Consider the following 21,305-nt stretch of genomic DNA (forward strand, 5'->3'; position numbering starts at 1 on the left):
GTACGTCATCGACACTTCCAAGATCTTTCTCGTAAACATAAGTCTCGTCAGCAGACAAGATGTCGCTATCTACTTCATCACCATCTTTGGTAAGACTTATCATGACTCGTTCCCCGTTGACATCTACTTCCTGAATATTAAGGGTATACCCTTCCTCAAGTATCAGTGATGAACCGGAATAGACAGATTCATCATCATCTGTGTCAATGAGAACCTCTGCAAGGATGCCTTTGGACATGAGGCTTAGATCTTCATCAATGATATCAACATCAGTAGCTGTGGTGTAACCGGCAAAGAATTTCTGTGCCATGAACCCGATTACTTCGTATTCACCCCAATCCTCATATTCAAACTCTGTTGTAATTGGGACTGCGGTGTAAACAAGATCTCCTTGCTCAATTTCACGACCTGAAACATCAATTGTTATTTCCATACTTTCGGAGGTCTCACCTGTATCAAGATCGTAGAAGAATCCGGAAAAACTTCTGGCATCCCAAGTGTAAGGATTAGCCAGATTTTCAGCCTCATCCCAGATACGGTTACCCCACGATGAAAGCGTAGTAAAGTCGTAGATTGAAGTATTGGTATAAACACTTTCGTTGCTTGCATTGTAAGCGAAAACACTGTAATAGTATTTTGTAGCCGCATTCAAGTTTGTAAGTTCAATACTGCGACTTGTTGTACTGCTATAATCCCAGTCTGACCATATTAGAGAGGACAGATCTGAAGATGTGCTGTAAGCAACTCTTGAAGGAGCATTTGTCTGGTTTACATCAAATTCGATTGTAGCACTGGAACCTTTAATATCTGTCACTGAAATATCTGATATAGAAGGGGCAGTTGGTGTGATTGTGGTGAAATTATGGATGCTTGAATTAGAGAATATACTATCATTTACGGCATTATAAGCATAGATTCTGTAATAGTATGTTGTTCCTTCACTTAGACTGGATAATAGAACATCTCTGGTAGTTCCGGACGTCTCATTTGTAGTCAAGCTTGGAGAAGACAGATCTGAAGATGTGCTGTAAGCAATTTGTGTAATAGCATCATCCTGATCTACAGCAAAGTTAATTGTGGCGCTTGTAGTATCAATATCTGTCTCTGAAATATCTGAAATAACAGGTGCAACAATTGCATCCACATTCCATGTCCATGTTGCTTCATCTGTTCCGTTTGCATTTTCAGCAATTGCTTTTACAGTATGGGATCCCACTGGTGTGGTGGAATTTGTGTAAGACGCAGATGTAACACTGGTATTTGTTGTCAGATTTACTCCATCTATTTGCCATATAACATCAACTGTTTCAGTCACATTAACTGAAAATGTTTGAGATACACCCTCATAGCTGGAAACAGGAGATGGAGGGTAGTATTCCGTTATTACCGGTTCTGCAAAAGCTACTCCTGTAAACAATCCTATAGTCAACAAAGCAATCAAAATAAAATTGAAATGATATTTCATACTATACAATCCCCATTATACGTTTATATTTTCAGATGATTTCATGTGCAAATAACCTTTTCGATTTATAGTAATTGTTTCGCCATATTTAGGAACCATGGACACACCTTCTTCATAATTTACAACTTCTCCTATAATAGTTAGATAAGATTTACCACGTAACCATTTGGCATGTTTAGAATTGACGGTAAAAAGAAGTTCAAAATCTCCGCCAGAGTAAAGTGCAAGTTCAAGTGCATCGGTAGAATTGGAAGCAATCTGCTCCACTCGTTTATCAACAGGCAATTTGGATTCATAAATCTGAAAACCAACATTACTGGCTTCTGCCAGATCGTAGAGTGACATCGCTAGCCCATCGCTGGTATCCATTGCTGAAGTTGCGCATCCGCTTTTTGCGAGAATCCGTCCCTCTGAAATTCTTGGAACCGGCTCAAAAAGACCTTTGAGAAAATCGGAATCTACATCCCTATCATCCAGCAGTGCCTGCAAAGCTGCACCCGCGCCCCCAAGGGTTCCGGTCACACACACTAGATCGCCTACCTGCGCACCATCCCGGCGCAGGATTTGTCCACCTTTGGCTTTCCCAAAAGCTGTACCGGTAATTGTCAGTTCGTCGTGGATATCCACATCGCCGCCCAGTACAGACGTTCCGCAAAAGGAAGCACAATCGTGCATTCCACGTGAAATTTCTGCGGCTTCTTCGTAAAACATATCAGGAGGATAACCCACAGCTGCAAGCAATCCAACTGGTGCGGCACCCATTGCAGCAATGTCGCTGAAGTTTACAGCTGCCGACATCCAGCCTATCTGCCATGCAGACATACCCGACGGGAAATCCGTTTTTCTGTGAAGCATATCAGTAGTTACAACGAGTGAATCATCACCCACTTTAATGATAGCGCAGTCGTCTTTGCCTGCACCCGCAATCACATCTTTATCATCACTTTCAAGTATTCCTATAAGTCGCCTGATAAATTCCCTCTCATCAATATCCCTGATTAACTCCACATTCATCCGATACCCCTAATACTTATTTTTTCTTTCTGCGAACTGCCAGAATAATTATTCCACCGGCAGCCGAAAGCACAATTACAACCGGAAGGACATAGCCCATGAAAACAATTATTCCCCTAACAGATATTATGAATCCTTGGACTGCATCGGAGATTGCATTCCGAATTCCAAGAGAACCTCCAAGTGGAGCAGGTTCTGTGAGATACACGTTAACCGTCGTCATGTCAATTTGGCTGTTAAGGTAATTCAATCTTCCCTGAAGACTCTCAATCTCACCCCTTAGCCGTTCAAGTTCTTTCTCAACTTCCAGAACATCCTGAACGGTGGTTGCCATGTCAAGGATCTCAAGCAGCCTTTCCTCCTGTTTTTCCATATTGGAAAGCCGTGCATTAAGGTCGATATATTCTTCCGTGACATCCTGTGCCGAACTGCTTTCGGACTGGATCTCCCCTAGATCTTTTATTTTTCCAAGCGCGTCATCGAGTTTCTCTGCAGGAATGCGAAGATTGACATATCCTTGTTTTTGTACATAACTTTCATAGTAATAGCTGTCGTAAACAGAAGAGGAAGAAATATAGCCTCCGTAGGAATTGGCAATATCTGCAAGAGCTTCAGCGGCAGTTGTTGCATTTTCAACCCTTAGTGACAAATCTACGGTTTTTATGACCTGCCGTTCCATAGATGTAGTATCTGATGATATGGGACTCTCATACTCTACCCTAACTCCCGTGGACTCATCAAAAACAATTGCTTCCTCATAAGCAAGATCACTCCTGTAATCATAACCCCCACCAATTTGTTTCTCTGATATGGAAGAAGAAAAATCCCCGCCTAGAGAAAGGCAGCCTGCCGATATTATGGATAACATCAGCAGTAAAAGAATAAGATGCAGATGTTTGTATTTCATTTATACACCTATAACGGTGTAGTTGCCAAAGATATAAAGCAATTGCTTAAACTTCAAACTGTTTCGAAGCTAACCTTTTCAGATCCGTTCTCTTTGGTGCGAATATACAATTCCACTCCGGCATCAAGAGAAGGCTTTGATAACTTCAACAGAAAATCCCTTGAAAGTGGTGGCAATTTCTGCAACAAAGGATTATTTGTATGGTCCGGAAATCCCTGCTGTATAACATAAGGAGCTTTTAAATTTTTCAGATAAGGAGCTATCGAATTCACAATTGATCTGATCAATGAGGGAGAATCCATATGGTTGGGAAGAACAGTGGTTCTTAATTCCTCTAATATACCATGTTTTACTGCAATTTCAATGGACTTACAAACATTTTCTGCTGCTTTAATCGGAAGAATAGTTACCGATGGTTTTTCAGAACCTATCATCTCTCCATATAATTTTGGATTGTCAAGAGGGGCTTTTACATCTATGAACACACCATCCACAAGTTTTCGCTTACAGAGTATTTCCAGCACTTCCGGATATGCTCCATTGGTGTGAATTCCAACATCCAGACCCATGTCTTTCACAGAGGAGCACAACTTAAGAACAGCTTCTCCCTGCTGCAGGGGTTCACCACCTGAAAAAACAACTGTGCTAACAAAAAGCCTGGAGGATTCGATAAGCTGTTCAATCTGTCTGGTATCAACCAGATCGGAACCGCTTAATATCGAATAATTCTGGCAGTAGGGACATCGATAAGGACATCCACGGAGGAAGAATACCACCGATGCCCTTCCTGGCCAGTCTAAAGTAGAAAGGGATACATAGTCCCCAAAATTTACAACTGTACGATTATTGCATGTCTGAAGAGCCATAGCGCATCCTGTCAGCAAGTTCCTGTTTCTTTGCAGCGTTCCAACCGCTTACAGATTGAATGTACCCTGTAACACGGGATAGTTGCTCAACGTTCGAAGAACCACAATTCTCGCAACAGTCCTTCAATCCGGACATCATATGGAAATCATCCAGGCAAATTGTCATGTCCTTGGTAAAGGCAAAATAACCGGTCTGTGTATTTTTTGCAAGGTTCATAGCAAATTCCTTGAGACCTTTAGCATTTGGCGCACCTTCACCAAGCCATATGTGCATAATATCTCCGCCATCGACGATGGGGAAAAACACATGTTCATATTTAATTCTCTCAGCCAGTGAAATATTAGCTCCAGGGGGCACATGAGTACCGTTTGTGTAATAAACCGGCAGATCACGTGTCTTCTTAATGTCCCTCATGGCGGCCTCAACATCTCCTTTAAGCACAGACATTGCCTGTTCACGGTATTCTTCATGAAGGAGGTCGGAAACACCGAACCTTTGTCCAGTTGTTTCTGCAGGAGTTCTTGCAAGGGCGATCTCAATACCGTGTTTGCGGGAAAGTTCCTTTGCATATATTTCCATTTCTGTCATGGCACGTACTGCAAGTCTGAAAGCATCCTTCGATTCATAAATCTGTGAACCGGTATGATACTGAACCATTTCATTGATGCCTATTACTCCTATTGTAAACACAAGACCATCGAGATCAACTGCCACTGCACCTTTTTTACCAGTCACAGGATCCTTTGGCGTCTGTGTTGCAAAAGGCATTCTCCCGGATTCGATTATTGGAGTCATCCATTTTACCTTGGTGTGGAAAACTTCCACAGCCATATCCATAAGATGCCTGAGCCTTGCATATAGCTCTTCATCATTGCCTTTGGCTTTGTAGGCAGCTCTCGGGCAGTTTAGTGAAACTACCTGCCATGAGCCCATGGAAAAGTGTGCTCCATTCCTGAAGTAAAGTTTGTCTTCAAAGCACTCATCATCCTCCTCATTTGCGGAAAACTGATAGGCACAGCATTGGTAACATGAAATTCCGTTGCCTGCACCACGATATGCCGGAAGCTGGTTGTCAAAGTACGGAGTTCCATATTTGGCTGCAAGCTCAAATGTGAGGGTATATAGTTCATCATAGGTCGGAAGTTCTGGGTGAGCCAGGTTGAACATTTCATCCTCTTCCATAAAATCAGGTTCAATGGAAATCTCGGGTTTTGGGAAGTTAAAAGGTTTACCCCAATAATCACCTTCAAGCATGACATTCATAAGAGCCTTGAATGCAAGACGCACTTCACGCTCAAAATCCCCATAAACCCTTTTTTCGGTTCCATTGGTTCCGTCCCAGACCTTTCCACGGTAAACTACAGGTTTGTCTTTCCAGAGTTTTGGTACACCGGGAGACAACTGGACAGAGGAAAAAACAAGTTGTCCTCCACGGGCCACCATCATCTGTGTCATCTCATAAACAAACATCTGCATGAGTTGCTCAATTTCCTTGTAAGACTTGCCTTCAAAGTGGGGAGCAAGGAATGTAAGGAAGTTGTAGAATCCCTGACCGCCTGCAAAGTTGGTCTGGGCACTACCAAGGGCTTTCACCGCATGAAGGATTGCAACCTCGGCATTCATAGCAGGACCGGCAACACTTGCCTTGGAGCCTGAACCATCTGGCATAAGTCCATAATAGAGGAAATATCTCAAATCCCAATCCTGACAGAAAGCTCGAGTACCCATATATTCAAGATCATGGATATGGAAGTCACCATTGAGGTGAAGATCAGCAAGTTTGGGAGGCAGCAGCAGAAGATACTGCTCCTTTGAAATTTTATCGGCTTTTTTCTTGTGAGAAGTTTCGGCATTTTCCTGAAGGTTTGCGTTTTCATTTGCTTCAAACCCCGTTCCAAGGTCGATTTCACAAGAATCATAAACCGGCGTACCCACCCTTGTGGAAACATTGCGCCATTCAATCTTGTTCTTTTCAAGAAGGATCATGTTTACAAGTTCACGAATAAGAGGACCTGAAAGAAACTTGAGATTCATACTGCGTATACGCTTCTCCGTTTCTTTTGCAATTTCAAGTGCTTCTTCCTTTGTAATTGCAGGAACGTCATGGAATCTCTCACTTAGCTGAGTTTCCTTAATAAGCTGGTTTACCACGATATTGCGATCCCATTCAACCATGTGACCATCAGTAGTTCGCACTTTTGGCATTGCGGAAATAAAACCGCCATCCAGCGTCTTCTGGAGAGGACCATGAGTTAAAGAGGATTTGATAGAAGGAGTCTCTTTCGGGGTGCTTTTTTCCTTGATTTTATCCTGAAAAAGCTCTGTGGCACATTTTGCCTCTTTAATTTTTATCGTGTCCATTGTCTCTTTAATAGATTCCTTTGTCATCGCACCCATAACTCTCACCTTTTATAACAAATCTCCAAGAGCTTTCTTATTCACTTCATTGCCACTGAAGAGATCATTGCCCTCCAGGAATGTATTATCTATCTGAAGTACCGGGGCTTCATTGGTAAAAACACCATTAATACGAAGCTCGGTCAGTGATTCCGGCGTAGACATGTCGGCTTCCTTATAAGCTATATTATTCTCATCAAGTAACTTCTTAAGGCGAACACAACGTGGGCATGATTGTGTGGTATAAACAGTAATCTCAGGCATTATAACTCCATCCTCCAAATTTAATAAACCCGTTGACTGGAACGAAAAGCACAGCTAGAAGCATAAGCAATTCTTTCTTGTCAACAATTCCATAATGGGTAAACCTTAGCTATCTACACCTTCCTTTATAATGCTTTTTCAGCACATGTTTGTATACATAAAAACCACTTACATGATCCGATTTGATAACAATAAGATAGGATGTGATCATATATGAATACAAATCAATGTTCCAAAAGTTTATTACATGAACAGTCACAATTAGCCCCATATCCTCAGCATGCCAGAGGTGTCAATAATAACAGGTAAATTACTGAAATCAGGTTGTGTTCCACTTGATGAAATGCTTGGAGGAGGTTTCGAAGCAGGAATTATTACCCAAGTATTTGGGGAAGCCGGTAGCGGCAAGACAAACCTTTGCCTCCAGCTTGCAGTAAAGTGTGTAAACGAAGGAAAAAGAGTGGTGTATGTAGACACCGAAGCACTATCACCTGAAAGGTTCAGGCAAATTGCAGGTGAAAACGCAAAAAATATTGCACAGAACATTATCATTTATGAACCACACAGTTTTGAAGAACAATACTCTGCAATAAGGGAAATTGAGAAGATTAGTGCTGAGAACATTGGTCTTATAATAGTGGACTCAGCAACCTCGTACTACCGTTTTGGACTTGAAGATCAGGAAAACAGCATCCGCAATCGAAGAGAGTTAGCAAACCAAATAGGATACCTTCACAGCCTTGCGCGTAAAAGAGGAATTGTAGTACTAATTACAAATCAGGTTTATTCGGACATACAAAGCGGGGAACTAAAACCTATTGGTGGCAGCACCATAGGTCACATGTCTAAAACAATTATTGAATTCAAACGGGAAGAGAAAAACAAGCGAAGTGCAGTACTACGGAAACACCGCTCAAGACCTGATGGCATAAGTTGTGAATTCTCACTTACAGAAGAAGGAATAAAGTAAAAGGCTTACTCCAGATACGGAGACTGGGCAAGCACAGACATTCCACTGTCGGATATATGCAAAACCCTTACTTCATTAATCGTTCCTGAACCTCTCATTTTCATCACATATATAGAGCGTTGCAGCGTATTTCCCGTACGGATGCGCTCAAGCTTGACAACTGAATCCGCTCCATACTCTATAATTTCATCGAGACCAAAAATTGTACCAACAGTGATGACTGTAGTAACGTTTTGTTTGCGCAAAACCCCGAAAACATCATCTATCAGAGTACGCAATTTATAATTAGATTCTATTGCAAGGAACAGTGCCTCAATTGAATCAATAAAAACACGAGTTGGTTGGATTTCCTCAATCCTGCTTTTAACCAGTTTCTTGAAACTTTTTATCAATTCCGATGGAGCAATTTCCACACTTTTCTGCAGTCTAAGGCTTGGATCGGTAATGTCAACAAAAGTGATCATGCCTTTTTCTTCAAGTTCTGCAAAATCCCATCCAAACGAAGCCTTCATTTCCCGCACAATTGAATGTGATTCTTCAGATGTAATAACACACATTCCCTTTTCGCCATTTTTTGCACCTTCATACAGGAACTGAGAACCAAAGATAGTTTTGCCTGTACCGGATTTACCTGAAACAACATTAACTGACCCTTTAAAGTAGCCGCCATGCAACATCTCATCGAGACCGCTTATGCCAGTTGAAACACGCTCGGGAATATTTGTTTCTTCCATTTTGGAACACCTTATAAAATCAAAGTAATACTGAAATGAGGTCAGAAGATTCCTTTTTCATTATCATCGACCCTTGTTGGAAATAGGTAAGTACTGATATAAAAAATCATGTATCTTTTTCTTGCAGGAAAATAGCTCAATCGCTATCAACACCCGGCTCCTCCACGGAAAAAGTCAGGAAAATCTCGCTGAATAGCATTTTTTCGATTATTCTTGCAACATAAGCTCTCTGCTGGTGCTTCTGGATATCCTCACCCAGCCTTAAATCCGAATCCACCTGTACCCGCATAAGGGACAGCCTGAAATCATCAGGTTCTGGAAGATCGAGGGAGTAGAAATCAGCAAGGAGATAAGGCAGAATTGAAGGATTATCCACGGCTTCACATAAGAGCAAATATTCTGCACCTATTTCAGCATTCAGGTCAAAATCCTGATCACCCAGAATAAGTTTCAAAGTAGAAACATTATATTGTTTTCCATTTTTTTCTATGAAAGAGTTCATCAGGAGGACTCCCTAATATTTTAGCTCTTTTTCTTTTTACTGAGAATATCGGAACAATATTTGAGATCTTCGACAGTATTGATATTAATAGCAACCTGTGGATCATCCAGCAGGAAATTATGATATTCCTGTTCGACCCGAATGTCTTTTCCATCCAGAATGTTAATACCTGCAGGAACTATCAATTGGCCATCCCAATTAAACACAGTATCAGGACGTAATCCCACTTTCTTGCAAAGTGAAAGAGGTATAAAAACAGACATAGACGCTTTTCCACATTCATAATATGCCCTGACAATCTGATCAATAAGAGAAGATGTTACCAGTGGGAGATCTGACATTATAATCATAACAGGACTTGTTATTCCAGCAGATTCCACTGCATAAATCATATCCCCAACGTAGTTATCACCGCCGGTATCGATGGTCTTAATTCGTCCTTTATAATACTCATTTACAACTTTTTCAGTAGTTGGAGTAAAAGGAGAAACTGTCACATATATCTTCTCAATTTCTTCCGCACCCTCAAGACTATCAATAATGTAACTGATAAGGGGTTTTCCAAGCAGATCAACAACTGGCTTTTCACCCATTCCCAGACGTAGACCCTGGCCGCCGGCCATTATAATAGCATCCATACAATCCCCCCGTAGCTAGTTGAGATTAGATTGAGAGCAATAATAATGGCAATCAATGAAACAATTCGTCCCACTTCATTAGCAGTGCCTATGCAATCACCATTAATTCCGGTGAAATGTTTATTGGAAACATAAAGTACCCAGAACGCGGAAACAATTGCAGCTACAAAAGCTATTAATCCGACAATACCCAATGCAATTCCAGATACAATTCCTCCAATCAGCACACTCCTGAGGAAAGTGCTGAAATTAGTGACATTGATTATCATGGAACCTAGGCCTTCATGAATGGGCTTCCCAAAAGCTGAAATTGTAACCATTGCTTGTTTGGCACCAATTTCCGCTACCAAAACCGACAAAGGCAGATACAGCCATCTGACATCACCTGATATTGTTGATTGAATTACACCCTGCAGTGAGAGAATAGCAGAGTAAAGAACCAATAATGAGATCACACAGAAAGCGACGCCTCCAATACCAAGAGACATGTCCTTAAGTGCTTTGATTTTTTTCTCAAGGGATCCATGGGCTGTGAAACCATCTCCGAAATCGGATAATCCGTCAAGATGATTGAAGCCTGTGAGATAATAAACAAAAGCTACAATAAGGGCAACACTCAGGCTTGAAGGGAAAATATATTCTGCCGCAGCTGTAAAGATTCCCATGAGGGACCCCAATATAATCCCGGTAAAAACAAAAAGATAGCTCCTCTTTGAAAGCTCATCAAGACCTTCCATTGTTATCCCAACCGGAATGGTTGAAAGGAAACCAAAACCGGTCCTTACTGCAAGCAGGAATCCACTCATCCGGCGATCACATCACTAACAGTTTTTTTCATTTCGTTCTTCTCTTCCACTTCTGCCATAGCTCTTGTGTACATGTTGGCAGAAACTCCTCCAATCAACCCAGCTACGATGTCATCCATAAAAGGACCAAGTTCTGCAAGGATGCCTGGTTTTTGTTTGTCAAAACGGACAAATTCAAACATTCCTTTATCCCCACTGATATATTTGGAGATGCTCATACCAAGTACTTCATCAGCAATTATGAATGTTAGATCACGTTCATAGGAATCAGGGCTTATGTTAGGAAGTTTCCCTGCACGACCATCTCTTTCCAATAATATTCCCGCATATATTAACATACAGAGATTGGGATCTGAAATAGCGATTTTTAGTTCCCTCATAAACATATTTTCTGCAATTTCGCGGGTTTCAAGGCCGGGGTGTGGTGTATAAAGGGACAATGCCGCATCTAGCATAGCCTCAACTGTGACACCTTCCTCTTTAAGAATTTCTAGGATATCACGTGTATTGTCTGTTTTAGCAGTTTCCGACTGACCTTTTTTAAGATCTTTGGATTTAATCTCTGACAATTTCATTGTAACCACTTTTATCCAATTCGATTAATAATATCTGGAACTGTATAGACAACCAATGCGAGCACAGCAACTGTAAGAAGGGATGTAGCTAATATCAACAAAGATGCTCGTTTTATGTCTTCACATTCAGGACGGGCATATTTTTCTCCCAACACATAAATTCCGGGCTTTTCCATACGCACTTTAAGCGATCCCGCAAATGCTGCCATTGAATAACCAGAGTTTGGAGATGGCGGTATGCGGCAATCACTAAAAGCACACAAATGTGCCTCTTTTGGGTCGTAGGCGGAACCCTTGAAGAGATTTAAAATGATAGATGCTCCAATGATAAAAAATACTGATAAGCGTGCAGTAGGCCAGTTAAGGACATCATCAAGCCTTGCTGAAAATTTACCCATATCAATATGATCCTCATCTTTGTAACCAACCATAGAATCAAGTGTATTCACTGCCTTATAGACATAGGCAGCAATCAGCCCCAGTGGGCCAAAAATCGCATAGTAGAATAGGGGGGTAAAAATTGAATCCACAAAGTTCTCAGAAAGGGTTTCAATAGCTGCAGAGGATACTTCGGATTCACTAAGTTCTGAAGTATCCCTGCTGACATACATGGAAAGTTTCTGACGTGCAGACTCCAGACCCTCTTCACAAAGGGCATTGTATAGTTCCTCGCCTGCATAAAGGAGACGGTTGATTGCGAAAGTACATTTGAGGAACAGAGCCTCAATGAAAATTGCTCCGATTTCAGGCATCCATGGTGCACTTGCAACCCATAAGACAGTTAGTGCGATAGCCGAAGCAAATCCCATACAGAATACCCCCATGAAAACACCATAAGCAAGCCTGTGGGATTTAGGAGCATTCCTTTTGAAAAAATAAATAAGATTTCCAATCCAGACTACAGGATGAAGTCTGGGATTTGGCTCTCCAATTGCAAAATCAATTAGTATTGCAAGCAAGAATACATTTAGCAAATGAAGGCCATTCAACAACTCAAAATCAATCATAGAAGCGGTTCCACCACCTTTTTCCAGGTTTTTTTCAGTTTTTCTTCCATTGGAGAATCCACACGGAGTTCACAAACCAGTTTTTTTGCCACATCAGGAAGATGAACAATATTGCATCCTTCACAGCTCCATACCTTCCCTCCACTGGAACGTTCAACCCATTTGCCCCCTGTTCTTTCATTCCCGCATGGGTAAAAGGGACAGAAACAGAACGTGCAATCCTGCCCTTGGAAATGGCAGGGATAATAAGGGCATGTTTTATTTGGACCGATGGCTGAAAATTCAGGAGACAATAACGAAGTTTCAAGTTTTTCCATGGCTTTGTCTCGTGCAGAATCGACCACAGCAATACCAATTTCCCTAACAAGATTATCAGTAGCTTCCTTTGAACGAACAGAAACTCGGATAAAATCCTGTCCCATTGAATAAAGATTGGAACAATCCTTGACTTTAATTCCCGCATCAAGAAGACGATGTGTGAGTTCAGTTGAACCTATCGAAGAAGCGCTGATGTCCACAAGTACATAATGAGAATCTCCGGGTAACACCCTGAATTTGCGAATCTTGCTGAGACGGTCTACAAGGTATTCCTGGTTTTCAGAAATATATTTCCGGGTTTTTGCAAGGTAGTTTTTGGAAAGATCATCTCGCCTCATAAGCGAAATCGCAACTTTTTCCGATACAACGCCCAGATTCCAGGAAAGTCTTGCAGAATTAAGTTTTACCGCCATTTCCGGGGATGTAACACCAAATCCAACTCTGATTCCCGGGATTGCGAACATTGTATCAAGGGAACGAAGCACAAAAAGATTATTGTTAGATCTTGTGATTGATATAAGACTTGCTGATTCATCGGCAAAATCAATACAACTCTCATTTACGAAAAGAAGGGTGTTCGTCTGAATGCATATTTCAGAGAGTTTTTTAAGTACATTTTCTTCCACCAGTTTTCCAGAAACATCCGAAGGGTTGGAAAGAAACATGACTTTTGCATCCTGGATATCGGAAGGATCAATATCTTGTATTTCATCTTCCATTATATGCATGGTTTCCGCACCATGAATGTTACAATACTTTTCGAATAGCTTCGTTGCAGGCTGGACAATTACAACTTTGTCTCCCTCATTAACGGTGCACTCAAAAACCAGTTTCACGAGTTCACATGATCCGTTTCCGGGAACAACCTGCTCCGGAAGAATTGTATTTTCAAAAAAGGAAGCGACCGAATCCCTAAATTCAGAATAGCGATTGTCAGGATATTGAGTAAGCCGTTGAGAAGCATTTTTTGTAGCTTTTGAAAAATCCAATCCAGAATCAGGTTGATCAAAGGGGTTCCCCAGAGGATTTATTAACAGACTGAAATCAAGCTCAGGCTCTACACGAATCGACTTTGCAGAGTTTAAGTTTAGATCTTCAAATGAATTATATCCAAGATCCATGATCCTTTTTTTCAATATCCTGTCCTCTGGCAAGTTAATCGGAGTAGTGTATGAACAGCAGCTATATTAAATTAATCAAATTGACTTTCATTTAGTCAAAATGAAAGTAACACTCCAGATCGTTTTTCCAGATACGAACCAGATAAAGTTGTTCTGAAATGAATAAATTATTTCCTTGCAAATGTCAGGTAACCTGTGTGACCCACAGGAATTGTAGAGGGGCGCGTACCCCGGGATGAAAATGAAATTTCGCGCTCAAAGCACTCAAATGTCCTGCAATCAAAGAAATCCAGCTTTTCGATTTCTTCACGGATTTTTGTAGCCTGCTCCAAAAAGGGGGAATAGGTCACAAGGAAACCACCGTTTTTCAGCTTTTCAAAGCATCCGCACACAGCCTTTTCCGAGCCGCCCATGTCAAGGATAATAACATCAAATTCTTCCGAGATCAAAGGTAGCGTTTCCACCAGATCCCCACAGCGTATTTCAACATTTGACAGACCTGCTTTTGCAACATTATTCTGTGCAACTCTGACAAACTCTTCCCTTATTTCATAACTAAGTACTCTTTTCGCAACAAAACCCAGATATATAGTCAGTGATCCAGAACCGGTTCCTGCTTCCAGCACAGTGTCAGAGGAGCAAATCCCTGTATGGGCCATTATCAGTCCTATGTCCTTGGGAATCATAGGAGTACCTGTGCGTTTTGAATGACGGAAAAAGTCGGGGGATCTGGGAGTTACCACAGAGAATTTCTGCCCCATATGGGAAGTAACGGTTTCCAGATTCTCGTTCTCCAGAAGAACACTCAAATCAATAACTCCAAACTCTGTATGAAACGGAGCTTCGGAAAGTGTAGCAAGATATTCTTTTACCTTTCCTTTGTGATGTGTCCTGAGAAGGACTACGTTTTTAGGACTCATAATCAGGATGTCGGGGGTTCGAATTTCCCCATCTGCAGGTTTTGATTGTTAAAATCTCTATTCTGGCAGTTTTTTCAGTTCAGAGAGTATCAAGTAATTTATCGATAGTTTCTGAAAAGCGATACCTAAAAATCTCTTTTATAAATATAGAATTTCCTCCCGAAATTCTAATATGTAAGTCTACTTTTTCTGGTTGTTTCCCCTGATTGCTTCTTTATAAAGGTTGATTCAGAGTATGTGATTGTCTCATGTGGACATTAAGAGTAAGAGATATATATAACCATAGGAACAAAAAGTATTTCAGTTATCAATTGGCATAAATTATATTCTCTCTCATTCCTTTGGTATGCAAAAAAATTAATAACATTTCTAAAAAGAGAATGGACTTTCATCTTGATTTTATTAAAGAAAGTAAATTTTCTTGCCCTCTTTTCAAGACTGTATTTGAGAGAACATATGCGTTGAAGATTGAGAAGTATAGAAATACACGAGATATCCGCAGTGGCACGGAAATACGTTTGCCCACATAATGTTAAAAAGAACCACCTTTTAATCAATCTTGAAAAGATCCAAAAAAGTAAAAAGAAGTAAAAAGAAGTAAAAAGTGCAGCATAATATGCCACACTTAGACCTTTCTTCTGAATATAGCATAGACTATAACTAGAACACCAATCATGAGAAGTGAGCTGAATCCTGGCGAACCATTCGTGGATTCTGTCTCTTCTTCTCCAGATAATGATACATCATCTTCGGAAACTTCCTCATCTGAAACAACTGGCTTGGTCTCAGTGTCCTGAGCAGCTTCTACCTCCACAGCAGAGATTGCAAATGGTGAAAAACCAGTTGTGTGCGATTCGAAGTAAAAGAATTCATCATCCTCGTCAATAAGAGAGGTGTCTAGCTCTTTCCATCCATCATCGTAATGGAACATAGCAATTGATGCAGGAATAACATTATTTTCAGTCATCCATTCCTTGCTTACCCTGAAGCCAACAACAGGATCTTCCATGTTGTCTTCATCAAAGGTAGCAGTACCCAGCCAGATGTTAAGATATTTGTAGGCCCGGCCAGGTGCATCTTCATCCACAAGTGAAGAAGTACCTTTCAGGATCTCAACAAGCGCCTTAATCTGTCCGGAATTGGTTGTTGCCCTGAATTGGATATAGGACACCGGGTTGTCATCATTAACAAATTCATACTTTACATCTAAACCTGCTGTTACTATACGAGTCTGAGATTCTTTTAAAACGATGTTTTCATATGCTTCGGCGGACGAGCTCAAACCAGATGGGCCACCAGATGATCCACCATTATTACTTTCTACTGGAACTGTCGATGGTATGTTGTCTATTGTTATTAATACATTAGTCTCATTGTTCCAGTTTGATGGCGATTCGGTATCTGAGGCGTTTATTCTAACACGATAATTGCCATCGGCTACACCAAGTTGTGTTGTATTAATGAAGCCTGTGTAGTTTACATTTGTTAGGCTCATTTGTATGAGATTACTTGCATAGCCAGTATCGTTTTCAAGCCTGCAGTAAACATCTCCAACTCCACTATCATCTGTTATGTTTGCCTCTACAGTTATGTTTCCTTCATAGACTCCGATTGTTGGTCTAACAATTATTACTGTTGGTGCCTCCTCAACATTGTATGTCGACCAATGATTTACTGTAAAGGTGATAGAATAATTTCCGCCAGTCATTGGTAACACTGCAGGAGTCCCTGCGAGGTATTCCAAATCAACATTTCTAGTAGCCCAGTTAAAAACTTCTAGTGGCTGATCGGACCCATCAGGAATTGTGTAAATAACAATATTGTCGGTTGTTAGATTGTATATTGTGATATTCGATGTTCTGTTGAACTCTCTCATGGCAGTTGTGGCATTATTGATGGACATACTCCTTGATGCCATTATCAGGTTATAGCCTAGGTTTTGAAGACTCTGGATGAAGTTCTGATCAAGCAAGTTCACAGATTCAAGAATCTCAAGATTTCCATCAATCAATCCTCCCGTGCTGTTGTGCTGGAATGTAAGTCCTGTAACATTGCTGAAATCCTCTATATCTCTCCAAGACGTTGTTTCAGGGTTGTCCAGACCGGGAATGTCTTCTTTTGGATCGAAGTTTATTATGGCAAAGCTGGCGTTTATCTGAGTTGTAGGGACAATTGTGCCGGTAGAATTAGTTATGTTCAAATAAACCGGAATTGTAATCGGAAAAACTCTCATTCACTGGGATATTAGCTATTGGGTATGTGAGTGTGAACATATAGTAATCCCCGTCCACGATCCCGGAGTTATTGAACCTCATAACTGGATTATCTGATGAAATTACCTGGCTAAAATTAGCACTTACGTTGTAATCGCTGACTGGATTTAGATTGGGAGTTATATTAATATATACTTCTAAAGTTACCGTATCAGAATCGTTGTAGAAGTAATAGTAGTTTGACGGTTCTTCCGGAAGTGTGTCATTGTAGATGTAAACCATGCTATTAATATTGACCTCCCCTGCTGCTGTAGATACCAAAGCTATCGAGATCAAAGCCAAAGCAAATATTCCGATTTTCACATAATCACCCATTAGTCCTTGTTAAATTTTCCAAAATTCAATTATATATTATCCATATTTCTTATTTTCATGTCAAATAAAAGTTTCTCAAACAGTATAAAGCAAATGCTTGCCTATCGGCTGACCGTCCAGTTCGGGCTGGAATGCCGGATTGCGTTGCAAAACCCCTTCAACTGCGTGTGAGAATGCAGAATGGCCCACGTCATGAAGGAGTCCCGCAACTCAACATACGTTTTTCATCTTCCGGGAGTTCCAGTACATTGGCAAAAAGAGACGCCGTGTGCATAGTCCCCAAACTATGCTCAAAACGAGTGTGGTTTGCACCGGGGTAAACAACATCCGCAAGTCCCAGTTGCTGTATCCCCCTGAGCCTCTGGAGATGAGGAGTTTCAAGCAACCGCTGCTGTAAGTGTTATCATTATCGTCTTATGAACCGGATCATGTACCATAAAAGAGCTGGTCATGCAAAAATATTAGGGTGGAAGATATATAAAGTTGCAAAATAACTTGAAGTCCTGTATTATCAAAAATTCATGTTTAAGTGATAACAATGAGAACCATAGAATGGAATGATGAAAAGGGGAGTATCATGATGATTGATCAGACCCTGTTACCCACAGAGTATAAGATCATCGAATGTGAAAATCTGGCTTCCCTTTGTGAAGCTATCAAATTCCTTCGTGTAAGAGGAGCACCTGCACTGGCAGCCGCCGGAGCATTTGGAATCGCACTTGCTTCTAAATTAAGCAGTGCACAGACGATGGAAAAGCTGCTTGAAGATCTTAAAAGTGCCGCCAAGATTATCAAGTCAACCCGCCCCACTGCGATAAATCTTGAATGGGGGATGTACCGGGTTATAAACGCCACTTCTGAGGCTTATGATCTAAATGGGATGCGTGACATTGCTATTTCCGAAGCAAAAAGAATTGCCGATGAGGATGTGGAAATCAACAAGAGATTGGGTAAATATGGCGCATCGCAACTAGAGGACGGTGACACGGTGCTGACTCACTGTAATGCAGGAAGACTCGCCTGCGTGGACTGGGGCACAGCCCTTGGTGTTGTAAGGTCAGCAGTACAGGAGGGAAAAGAAATCAAGGTTATAGCCTGTGAAACACGTCCTCTGAATCAGGGAGGGAGACTGACAACATGGGAACTAATGCAGGACAACATACCTGTAACCCTGATAGCCGATTCCATGAGCGGTCATGTGATGCGTCAGGGGATGGTGGACAAGGTTATTGTGGGGGCGGATCGGATAACAGAAGATGCGGTTTTCAACAAAATTGGTACTTTCACTCATGCAGTATTGGCCCATGAACATGAAATTCCCTTTTTTGTAGCAGCACCGATTTCAACATTCGATTTCAATGGGTGGGAAGGTAGTGTCACAATCGAGCAGAGAAATCCAGATGAATTGAGATATTTCCGTGGAGAACAAATCACCCCGGAAAATGTACCTGTTTATAATCCGGCATTTGACGCCACACCTATGGAATATATTGATGCAGTAATCACAGAGAGAGGAATTTTCAAACCGCCTTTCTTGCTGGATGAAGTCAGAACCTAAAATACAGTTGCGGAAAATACAGGGCAAAATCTTTAAAACTTGGTAATACATGAAGGTATGATATACAAAGGAGTACTTAAAGATGGCAAAAAAGAATCAGGGTGGCAGTGGATTGATGTCGTCTGCCGGTCTTATGCGCTATTATGATGCGGATAAGAAGGCAATTCATCTAGATCCTAAAGCCATTGTTGTTTTTGGAGTAATTTGTGGTGTTGTTGTACTACTACTTAGCGCTAATTTTGGAACATGGCCTTGATGTAATTAAGGCCTAAGGCCCATGCCCTTAAAATAAGGGCATAAGTTCTGAAATAAAAGTCAGTTTCCACGATCTTTTTTAATTATTTTGGCAATATTCCTGGCAACCGTGTTTTTGGAAGCAGTTTTATCTACCATTACCCTTCCACTTTTTTCCCACCATGAACGAGGATATGCTTTGTCAGCCTCAACACGCGGGTTTAATCCAAGGGATTGAGCTGCTTTGGTAATTTCATCCAATTTTGGATCCGAAACAGAACTCTTGCGGGAAATTATACGACCTTCTCTGCGTGATCTTGAGCGATCAATACTTGCAGGCCATATTACAAGCTTCCCTTCATCTCGCATCATCATGTTTTACGAGTTGGTTTTCATTCGATATTAAGTTTAGCGTTTTGCATGAAAAAGCTAAAAAAGCATTGAGAATATCAGTTACCTGAGAAGGGAGATATGAAAATGGGTCTTTTCGGAACAAACGGTGTACGCGGAAAAGCTAATGAAAAAATCACACCATCACTTGCTATGGATATTGCCAGAAGCCTTGGCAAATACATGAAAGGAGAAGGAACTATTGCAATAGGTAAAGATACTCGCATATCAGGAGATATGCTTAAATCTGCTGCTATTGCAGGTGCACTTTCAGCAGGACTTGAAGTAATCGATATCGGAACTGCTCCAACACCTTCTATACAATATTATGTCCGGGATTATGCCGATGCCGGAATTGTAATAACCGCGTCTCACAATCCCCGGGAAGATAATGGAATTAAACTCATTGCGGGGGACGGAACTGAATTTTCCCGTGAAGGAGAGGCAGAAGTTGAGAAAATTTATTTTGCAAAGGATTTTACTCCTGCGAACTGGGATCAAACCGGAAACCTCAGGAAAGACCTTTCTGCAAATAACTATTACATTAATGGAATAATAAATGCCGTTGATTCCAAACGCATACAGAAGAAGGGGTTTAGGGTTGCAGTTGATACCGGATGTGGTGCAGGATCTCTCACTCTACCCTTTTTGCTAAGACGCCTTGGTTGTGAAGTCATAACAATCAATGCGCAGCCAGATGGTACTTTCCCGTGGAGAAACCCTGAACCCACACCTGATGTACTGGGAGAGCTTATTGACATCGTCAAAAATTATGGAGCGGACATGGGAGTCGCACAGGATGGTGATGCCGACAGAGCGGTTTTTATTGACGAAAACGGCAATTTCATCGATGAAGAGATCCTGCTTGCAATGCTTGGAAAACACATTCTGAATATCAAAAAAGGACCTCTTGTAACACCTGTAAGCTCATCCAAAAGGCTCCTTGATATTGCCAAAGAAAATGGCGTGGAGATTGTATGGACTGCTGTGGGCTCCATAAACGTCGCCCGTAAAATGATGGAAATTGGTGCCGTTTATGGAGGGGAAGGAAACGGCGGACTTATTTTCCCTGAACACCAGTATTGCCGAGACGGAGCAATGGCATGCGCCAAGCTGCTTGAAATTATGGCATCGGGCGTCAAGCTATCGGAAATGGCGGCAGATGTTCCCAAATACAGTAATTTCAAAACAAAAGTTCGTTGTAAAAACCTTCTTGGTACTATGGAAGCTGTGAAAAAAGAAATCCTGAGAAAGGAAAATAATGTTGACACAACAGATGGTCTGAAAATCTGGAGAGACGAGGGTTGGCTACTCATACGTCCATCGGGAACTGAACCTATCATTCGAATATTTGCAGAAGCCGAAAATGATGAACAGGCTATCAGGCTTATGAAAGAAGGCGAAGAATTGGTCAATCAGTACAATAAATGATTTTTCAAACCCTTCCACAGGATTCGCCACATACTATGCCGGTGGCAATTAGGTGTGCCACCCGCAATGGTTCAGGAATATTGCTATGAGTGGCGGTTAATTTCACAACTTCAATTGCTTTACCCATCTCAATTCCTGAGCATTGAATAAATATGGGATTTTCAGACTCTTTTGTAACGACTTCTTTTATTTCACCCGCTTTCAGGATCAAATTCATTCTTTCTTTTGGAAACGGGAGATGAGAAGCAGCGATACGCATTCTTTCGAGATCAGGTAATGATCTCATCAGCACAATTACCCCCGAACCACTCTTTTGGCTCAATTCAACTATATCCACTGGATTAAAACCACCATAAGTGACACCATCAAGCATAATGACCCGAATCTGTTCATGGTGCTTGCTGTTCAAAGCAAGCTTGATCAGGGAATCCGTGGCATCCATGCCATCCCGAGTGATATAAGTGGACACAACACCATCCAGCCATTCACCTCCCCTGAAAAATGCACCGACTACCAGAATTCGATCATCAATGAGTGCAGAATCATCTATTCCCAGAACACGGATCTGTGACTTTATGTGAAAAGAAGACAAAAAGGAG

Annotated in this window: 23 protein-coding genes; 4 read left to right on the plus strand and 19 right to left on the minus strand. The window is 41.3% G+C overall.

The window, feature by feature from the left end:
• From PWQ49_RS00005 to PWQ49_RS00030, 6 genes are all read right to left on the minus strand, one after another.
• On the minus strand, positions 1 to 1,465 hold a 1,465-nt coding region (locus PWQ49_RS00005), incomplete at its 3' end, for an S-layer protein domain-containing protein (RefSeq protein WP_300606117.1).
• Positions 1,466 to 1,480: 15 nt separating this feature from the next.
• Positions 1,481 to 2,479: a thiamine-phosphate kinase gene (gene thiL / locus PWQ49_RS00010; RefSeq protein WP_300606120.1), complete on the minus strand. Its 999-nt coding sequence runs from the start codon at positions 2,477 to 2,479 to the stop codon at positions 1,481 to 1,483.
• Positions 2,480 to 2,495: 16 nt separating this feature from the next.
• Entirely contained in the window at positions 2,496 to 3,386 is an 891-nt protein-coding gene (locus PWQ49_RS00015) for a DUF4349 domain-containing protein (RefSeq protein WP_300606122.1), read from the minus strand.
• A 53-nt stretch (positions 3,387 to 3,439) separates the two neighbouring features.
• Positions 3,440 to 4,252 carry an anaerobic ribonucleoside-triphosphate reductase activating protein gene (locus PWQ49_RS00020; protein ID WP_300606125.1) on the minus strand — a complete coding sequence of 271 codons (813 nt, stop codon included), beginning with the start codon at positions 4,250 to 4,252 and terminating at the stop codon, positions 3,440 to 3,442.
• A complete protein-coding gene (gene nrdD, locus PWQ49_RS00025; RefSeq protein ID WP_300606693.1) occupies positions 4,230 to 6,458 on the minus strand; it encodes an anaerobic ribonucleoside-triphosphate reductase in 2,229 nt (742 codons plus the stop codon). The genes PWQ49_RS00020 and nrdD overlap by 23 nt, the downstream gene beginning before the upstream one ends.
• A gap of 204 nt (positions 6,459 to 6,662) precedes the next feature.
• Positions 6,663 to 6,914, minus strand: a complete 252-nt coding sequence (locus PWQ49_RS00030) for a glutaredoxin (protein ID WP_300606128.1) — start codon at positions 6,912 to 6,914, stop codon at positions 6,663 to 6,665.
• A gap of 280 nt (positions 6,915 to 7,194) precedes the next feature.
• Here PWQ49_RS00030 and radB point away from each other — a divergent pair, with 280 nt between their 5' ends.
• Positions 7,195 to 7,884 carry a DNA repair and recombination protein RadB gene (gene radB, locus PWQ49_RS00035; RefSeq protein ID WP_300606131.1) on the plus strand — a complete coding sequence of 230 codons (690 nt, stop codon included), beginning with the start codon at positions 7,195 to 7,197 and terminating at the stop codon, positions 7,882 to 7,884.
• A gap of 5 nt (positions 7,885 to 7,889) precedes the next feature.
• On the opposite strand, the gene PWQ49_RS00040 is transcribed toward radB, so the two are convergent.
• From PWQ49_RS00040 to PWQ49_RS00090, 11 genes are all read right to left on the minus strand, one after another.
• On the minus strand, positions 7,890 to 8,618 hold the full coding sequence (locus tag PWQ49_RS00040; protein ID WP_300606134.1) for an ATPase domain-containing protein: 729 nt from the start codon (positions 8,616 to 8,618) through the stop codon (positions 7,890 to 7,892).
• 136 nt (positions 8,619 to 8,754) lie between these two features.
• The gene (locus PWQ49_RS00045) at positions 8,755 to 9,120 is read right to left on the minus strand and encodes a hypothetical protein (RefSeq protein WP_300606137.1); all 366 of its coding nucleotides are present in this window, start codon (positions 9,118 to 9,120) and stop codon (positions 8,755 to 8,757) included.
• A gap of 20 nt (positions 9,121 to 9,140) precedes the next feature.
• Positions 9,141 to 9,758: an NTP transferase domain-containing protein gene (locus tag PWQ49_RS00050; protein ID WP_300606139.1), complete on the minus strand. Its 618-nt coding sequence runs from the start codon at positions 9,756 to 9,758 to the stop codon at positions 9,141 to 9,143.
• Positions 9,743 to 10,564, minus strand: a complete 822-nt coding sequence (gene cobS / locus PWQ49_RS00055) for an adenosylcobinamide-GDP ribazoletransferase (RefSeq protein ID WP_300606142.1) — start codon at positions 10,562 to 10,564, stop codon at positions 9,743 to 9,745. Before cobS ends, PWQ49_RS00050 begins: the two co-directional genes overlap by 16 nt.
• Entirely contained in the window at positions 10,561 to 11,139 is a 579-nt protein-coding gene (gene cobZ / locus PWQ49_RS00060) for an alpha-ribazole phosphatase CobZ (RefSeq protein WP_300606145.1), read from the minus strand. Before cobZ ends, cobS begins: the two co-directional genes overlap by 4 nt.
• Positions 11,140 to 11,150: 11 nt before the next feature.
• Positions 11,151 to 12,146 (minus strand): cobalamin biosynthesis protein, encoded by a 996-nt coding sequence (locus PWQ49_RS00065; RefSeq protein ID WP_300606148.1) that lies wholly within the window; start codon positions 12,144 to 12,146, stop codon positions 11,151 to 11,153.
• Entirely contained in the window at positions 12,143 to 13,600 is a 1,458-nt protein-coding gene (locus tag PWQ49_RS00070; RefSeq protein ID WP_300606151.1) for an aminotransferase class I/II-fold pyridoxal phosphate-dependent enzyme, read from the minus strand. Before PWQ49_RS00070 ends, PWQ49_RS00065 begins: the two co-directional genes overlap by 4 nt.
• A gap of 152 nt (positions 13,601 to 13,752) precedes the next feature.
• The gene (locus PWQ49_RS00075; RefSeq protein ID WP_300606156.1) at positions 13,753 to 14,505 is read right to left on the minus strand and encodes a methyltransferase domain-containing protein; all 753 of its coding nucleotides are present in this window, start codon (positions 14,503 to 14,505) and stop codon (positions 13,753 to 13,755) included.
• A gap of 625 nt (positions 14,506 to 15,130) precedes the next feature.
• Positions 15,131 to 16,738, minus strand: coding sequence for a PGF-pre-PGF domain-containing protein (locus tag PWQ49_RS00080; RefSeq protein ID WP_300606159.1), 1,608 nt, complete (start codon positions 16,736 to 16,738; stop codon positions 15,131 to 15,133).
• Positions 16,692 to 17,081, minus strand: coding sequence for a hypothetical protein (locus tag PWQ49_RS00085; protein WP_300606161.1), 390 nt, complete (start codon positions 17,079 to 17,081; stop codon positions 16,692 to 16,694). The genes PWQ49_RS00080 and PWQ49_RS00085 overlap by 47 nt, the downstream gene beginning before the upstream one ends.
• 202 nt (positions 17,082 to 17,283) lie before the next feature.
• Complete coding sequence (locus PWQ49_RS00090; RefSeq protein WP_300606164.1) at positions 17,284 to 17,478, minus strand: hypothetical protein; 195 nt, start codon at positions 17,476 to 17,478, stop codon at positions 17,284 to 17,286.
• Positions 17,479 to 17,631: 153 nt separating this feature from the next.
• Between PWQ49_RS00090 and PWQ49_RS00095 the strand changes: the two genes are divergently transcribed.
• Complete coding sequence (locus tag PWQ49_RS00095; RefSeq protein WP_300606167.1) at positions 17,632 to 18,651, plus strand: S-methyl-5-thioribose-1-phosphate isomerase; 1,020 nt, start codon at positions 17,632 to 17,634, stop codon at positions 18,649 to 18,651.
• Positions 18,652 to 18,733: 82 nt separating this feature from the next.
• Positions 18,734 to 18,907 carry a preprotein translocase subunit Sec61beta gene (locus PWQ49_RS00100; protein WP_300606169.1) on the plus strand — a complete coding sequence of 58 codons (174 nt, stop codon included), beginning with the start codon at positions 18,734 to 18,736 and terminating at the stop codon, positions 18,905 to 18,907.
• Positions 18,908 to 18,966: 59 nt separating this feature from the next.
• Here PWQ49_RS00100 and PWQ49_RS00105 read toward each other — a convergent pair whose 3' ends face one another.
• Positions 18,967 to 19,254 (minus strand): signal recognition particle protein Srp19, encoded by a 288-nt coding sequence (locus PWQ49_RS00105; RefSeq protein ID WP_300606696.1) that lies wholly within the window; start codon positions 19,252 to 19,254, stop codon positions 18,967 to 18,969.
• A gap of 108 nt (positions 19,255 to 19,362) precedes the next feature.
• Between PWQ49_RS00105 and glmM the strand changes: the two genes are divergently transcribed.
• Complete coding sequence (gene glmM, locus PWQ49_RS00110) at positions 19,363 to 20,706, plus strand: phosphoglucosamine mutase (protein WP_300606172.1); 1,344 nt, start codon at positions 19,363 to 19,365, stop codon at positions 20,704 to 20,706.
• Between the two features lie 4 nt (positions 20,707 to 20,710).
• Here glmM and PWQ49_RS00115 read toward each other — a convergent pair whose 3' ends face one another.
• On the minus strand, positions 20,711 to 21,298 hold the full coding sequence (locus PWQ49_RS00115; protein WP_300606175.1) for a DUF99 family protein: 588 nt from the start codon (positions 21,296 to 21,298) through the stop codon (positions 20,711 to 20,713).
• Positions 21,299 to 21,305 lie beyond the last annotated feature (7 nt).

It is taken from the genome of Methanohalophilus sp. (assembly GCF_030156785.1).
In the GTDB taxonomy this organism is placed as follows: Archaea; Halobacteriota; Methanosarcinia; order Methanosarcinales; family Methanosarcinaceae; genus Methanohalophilus.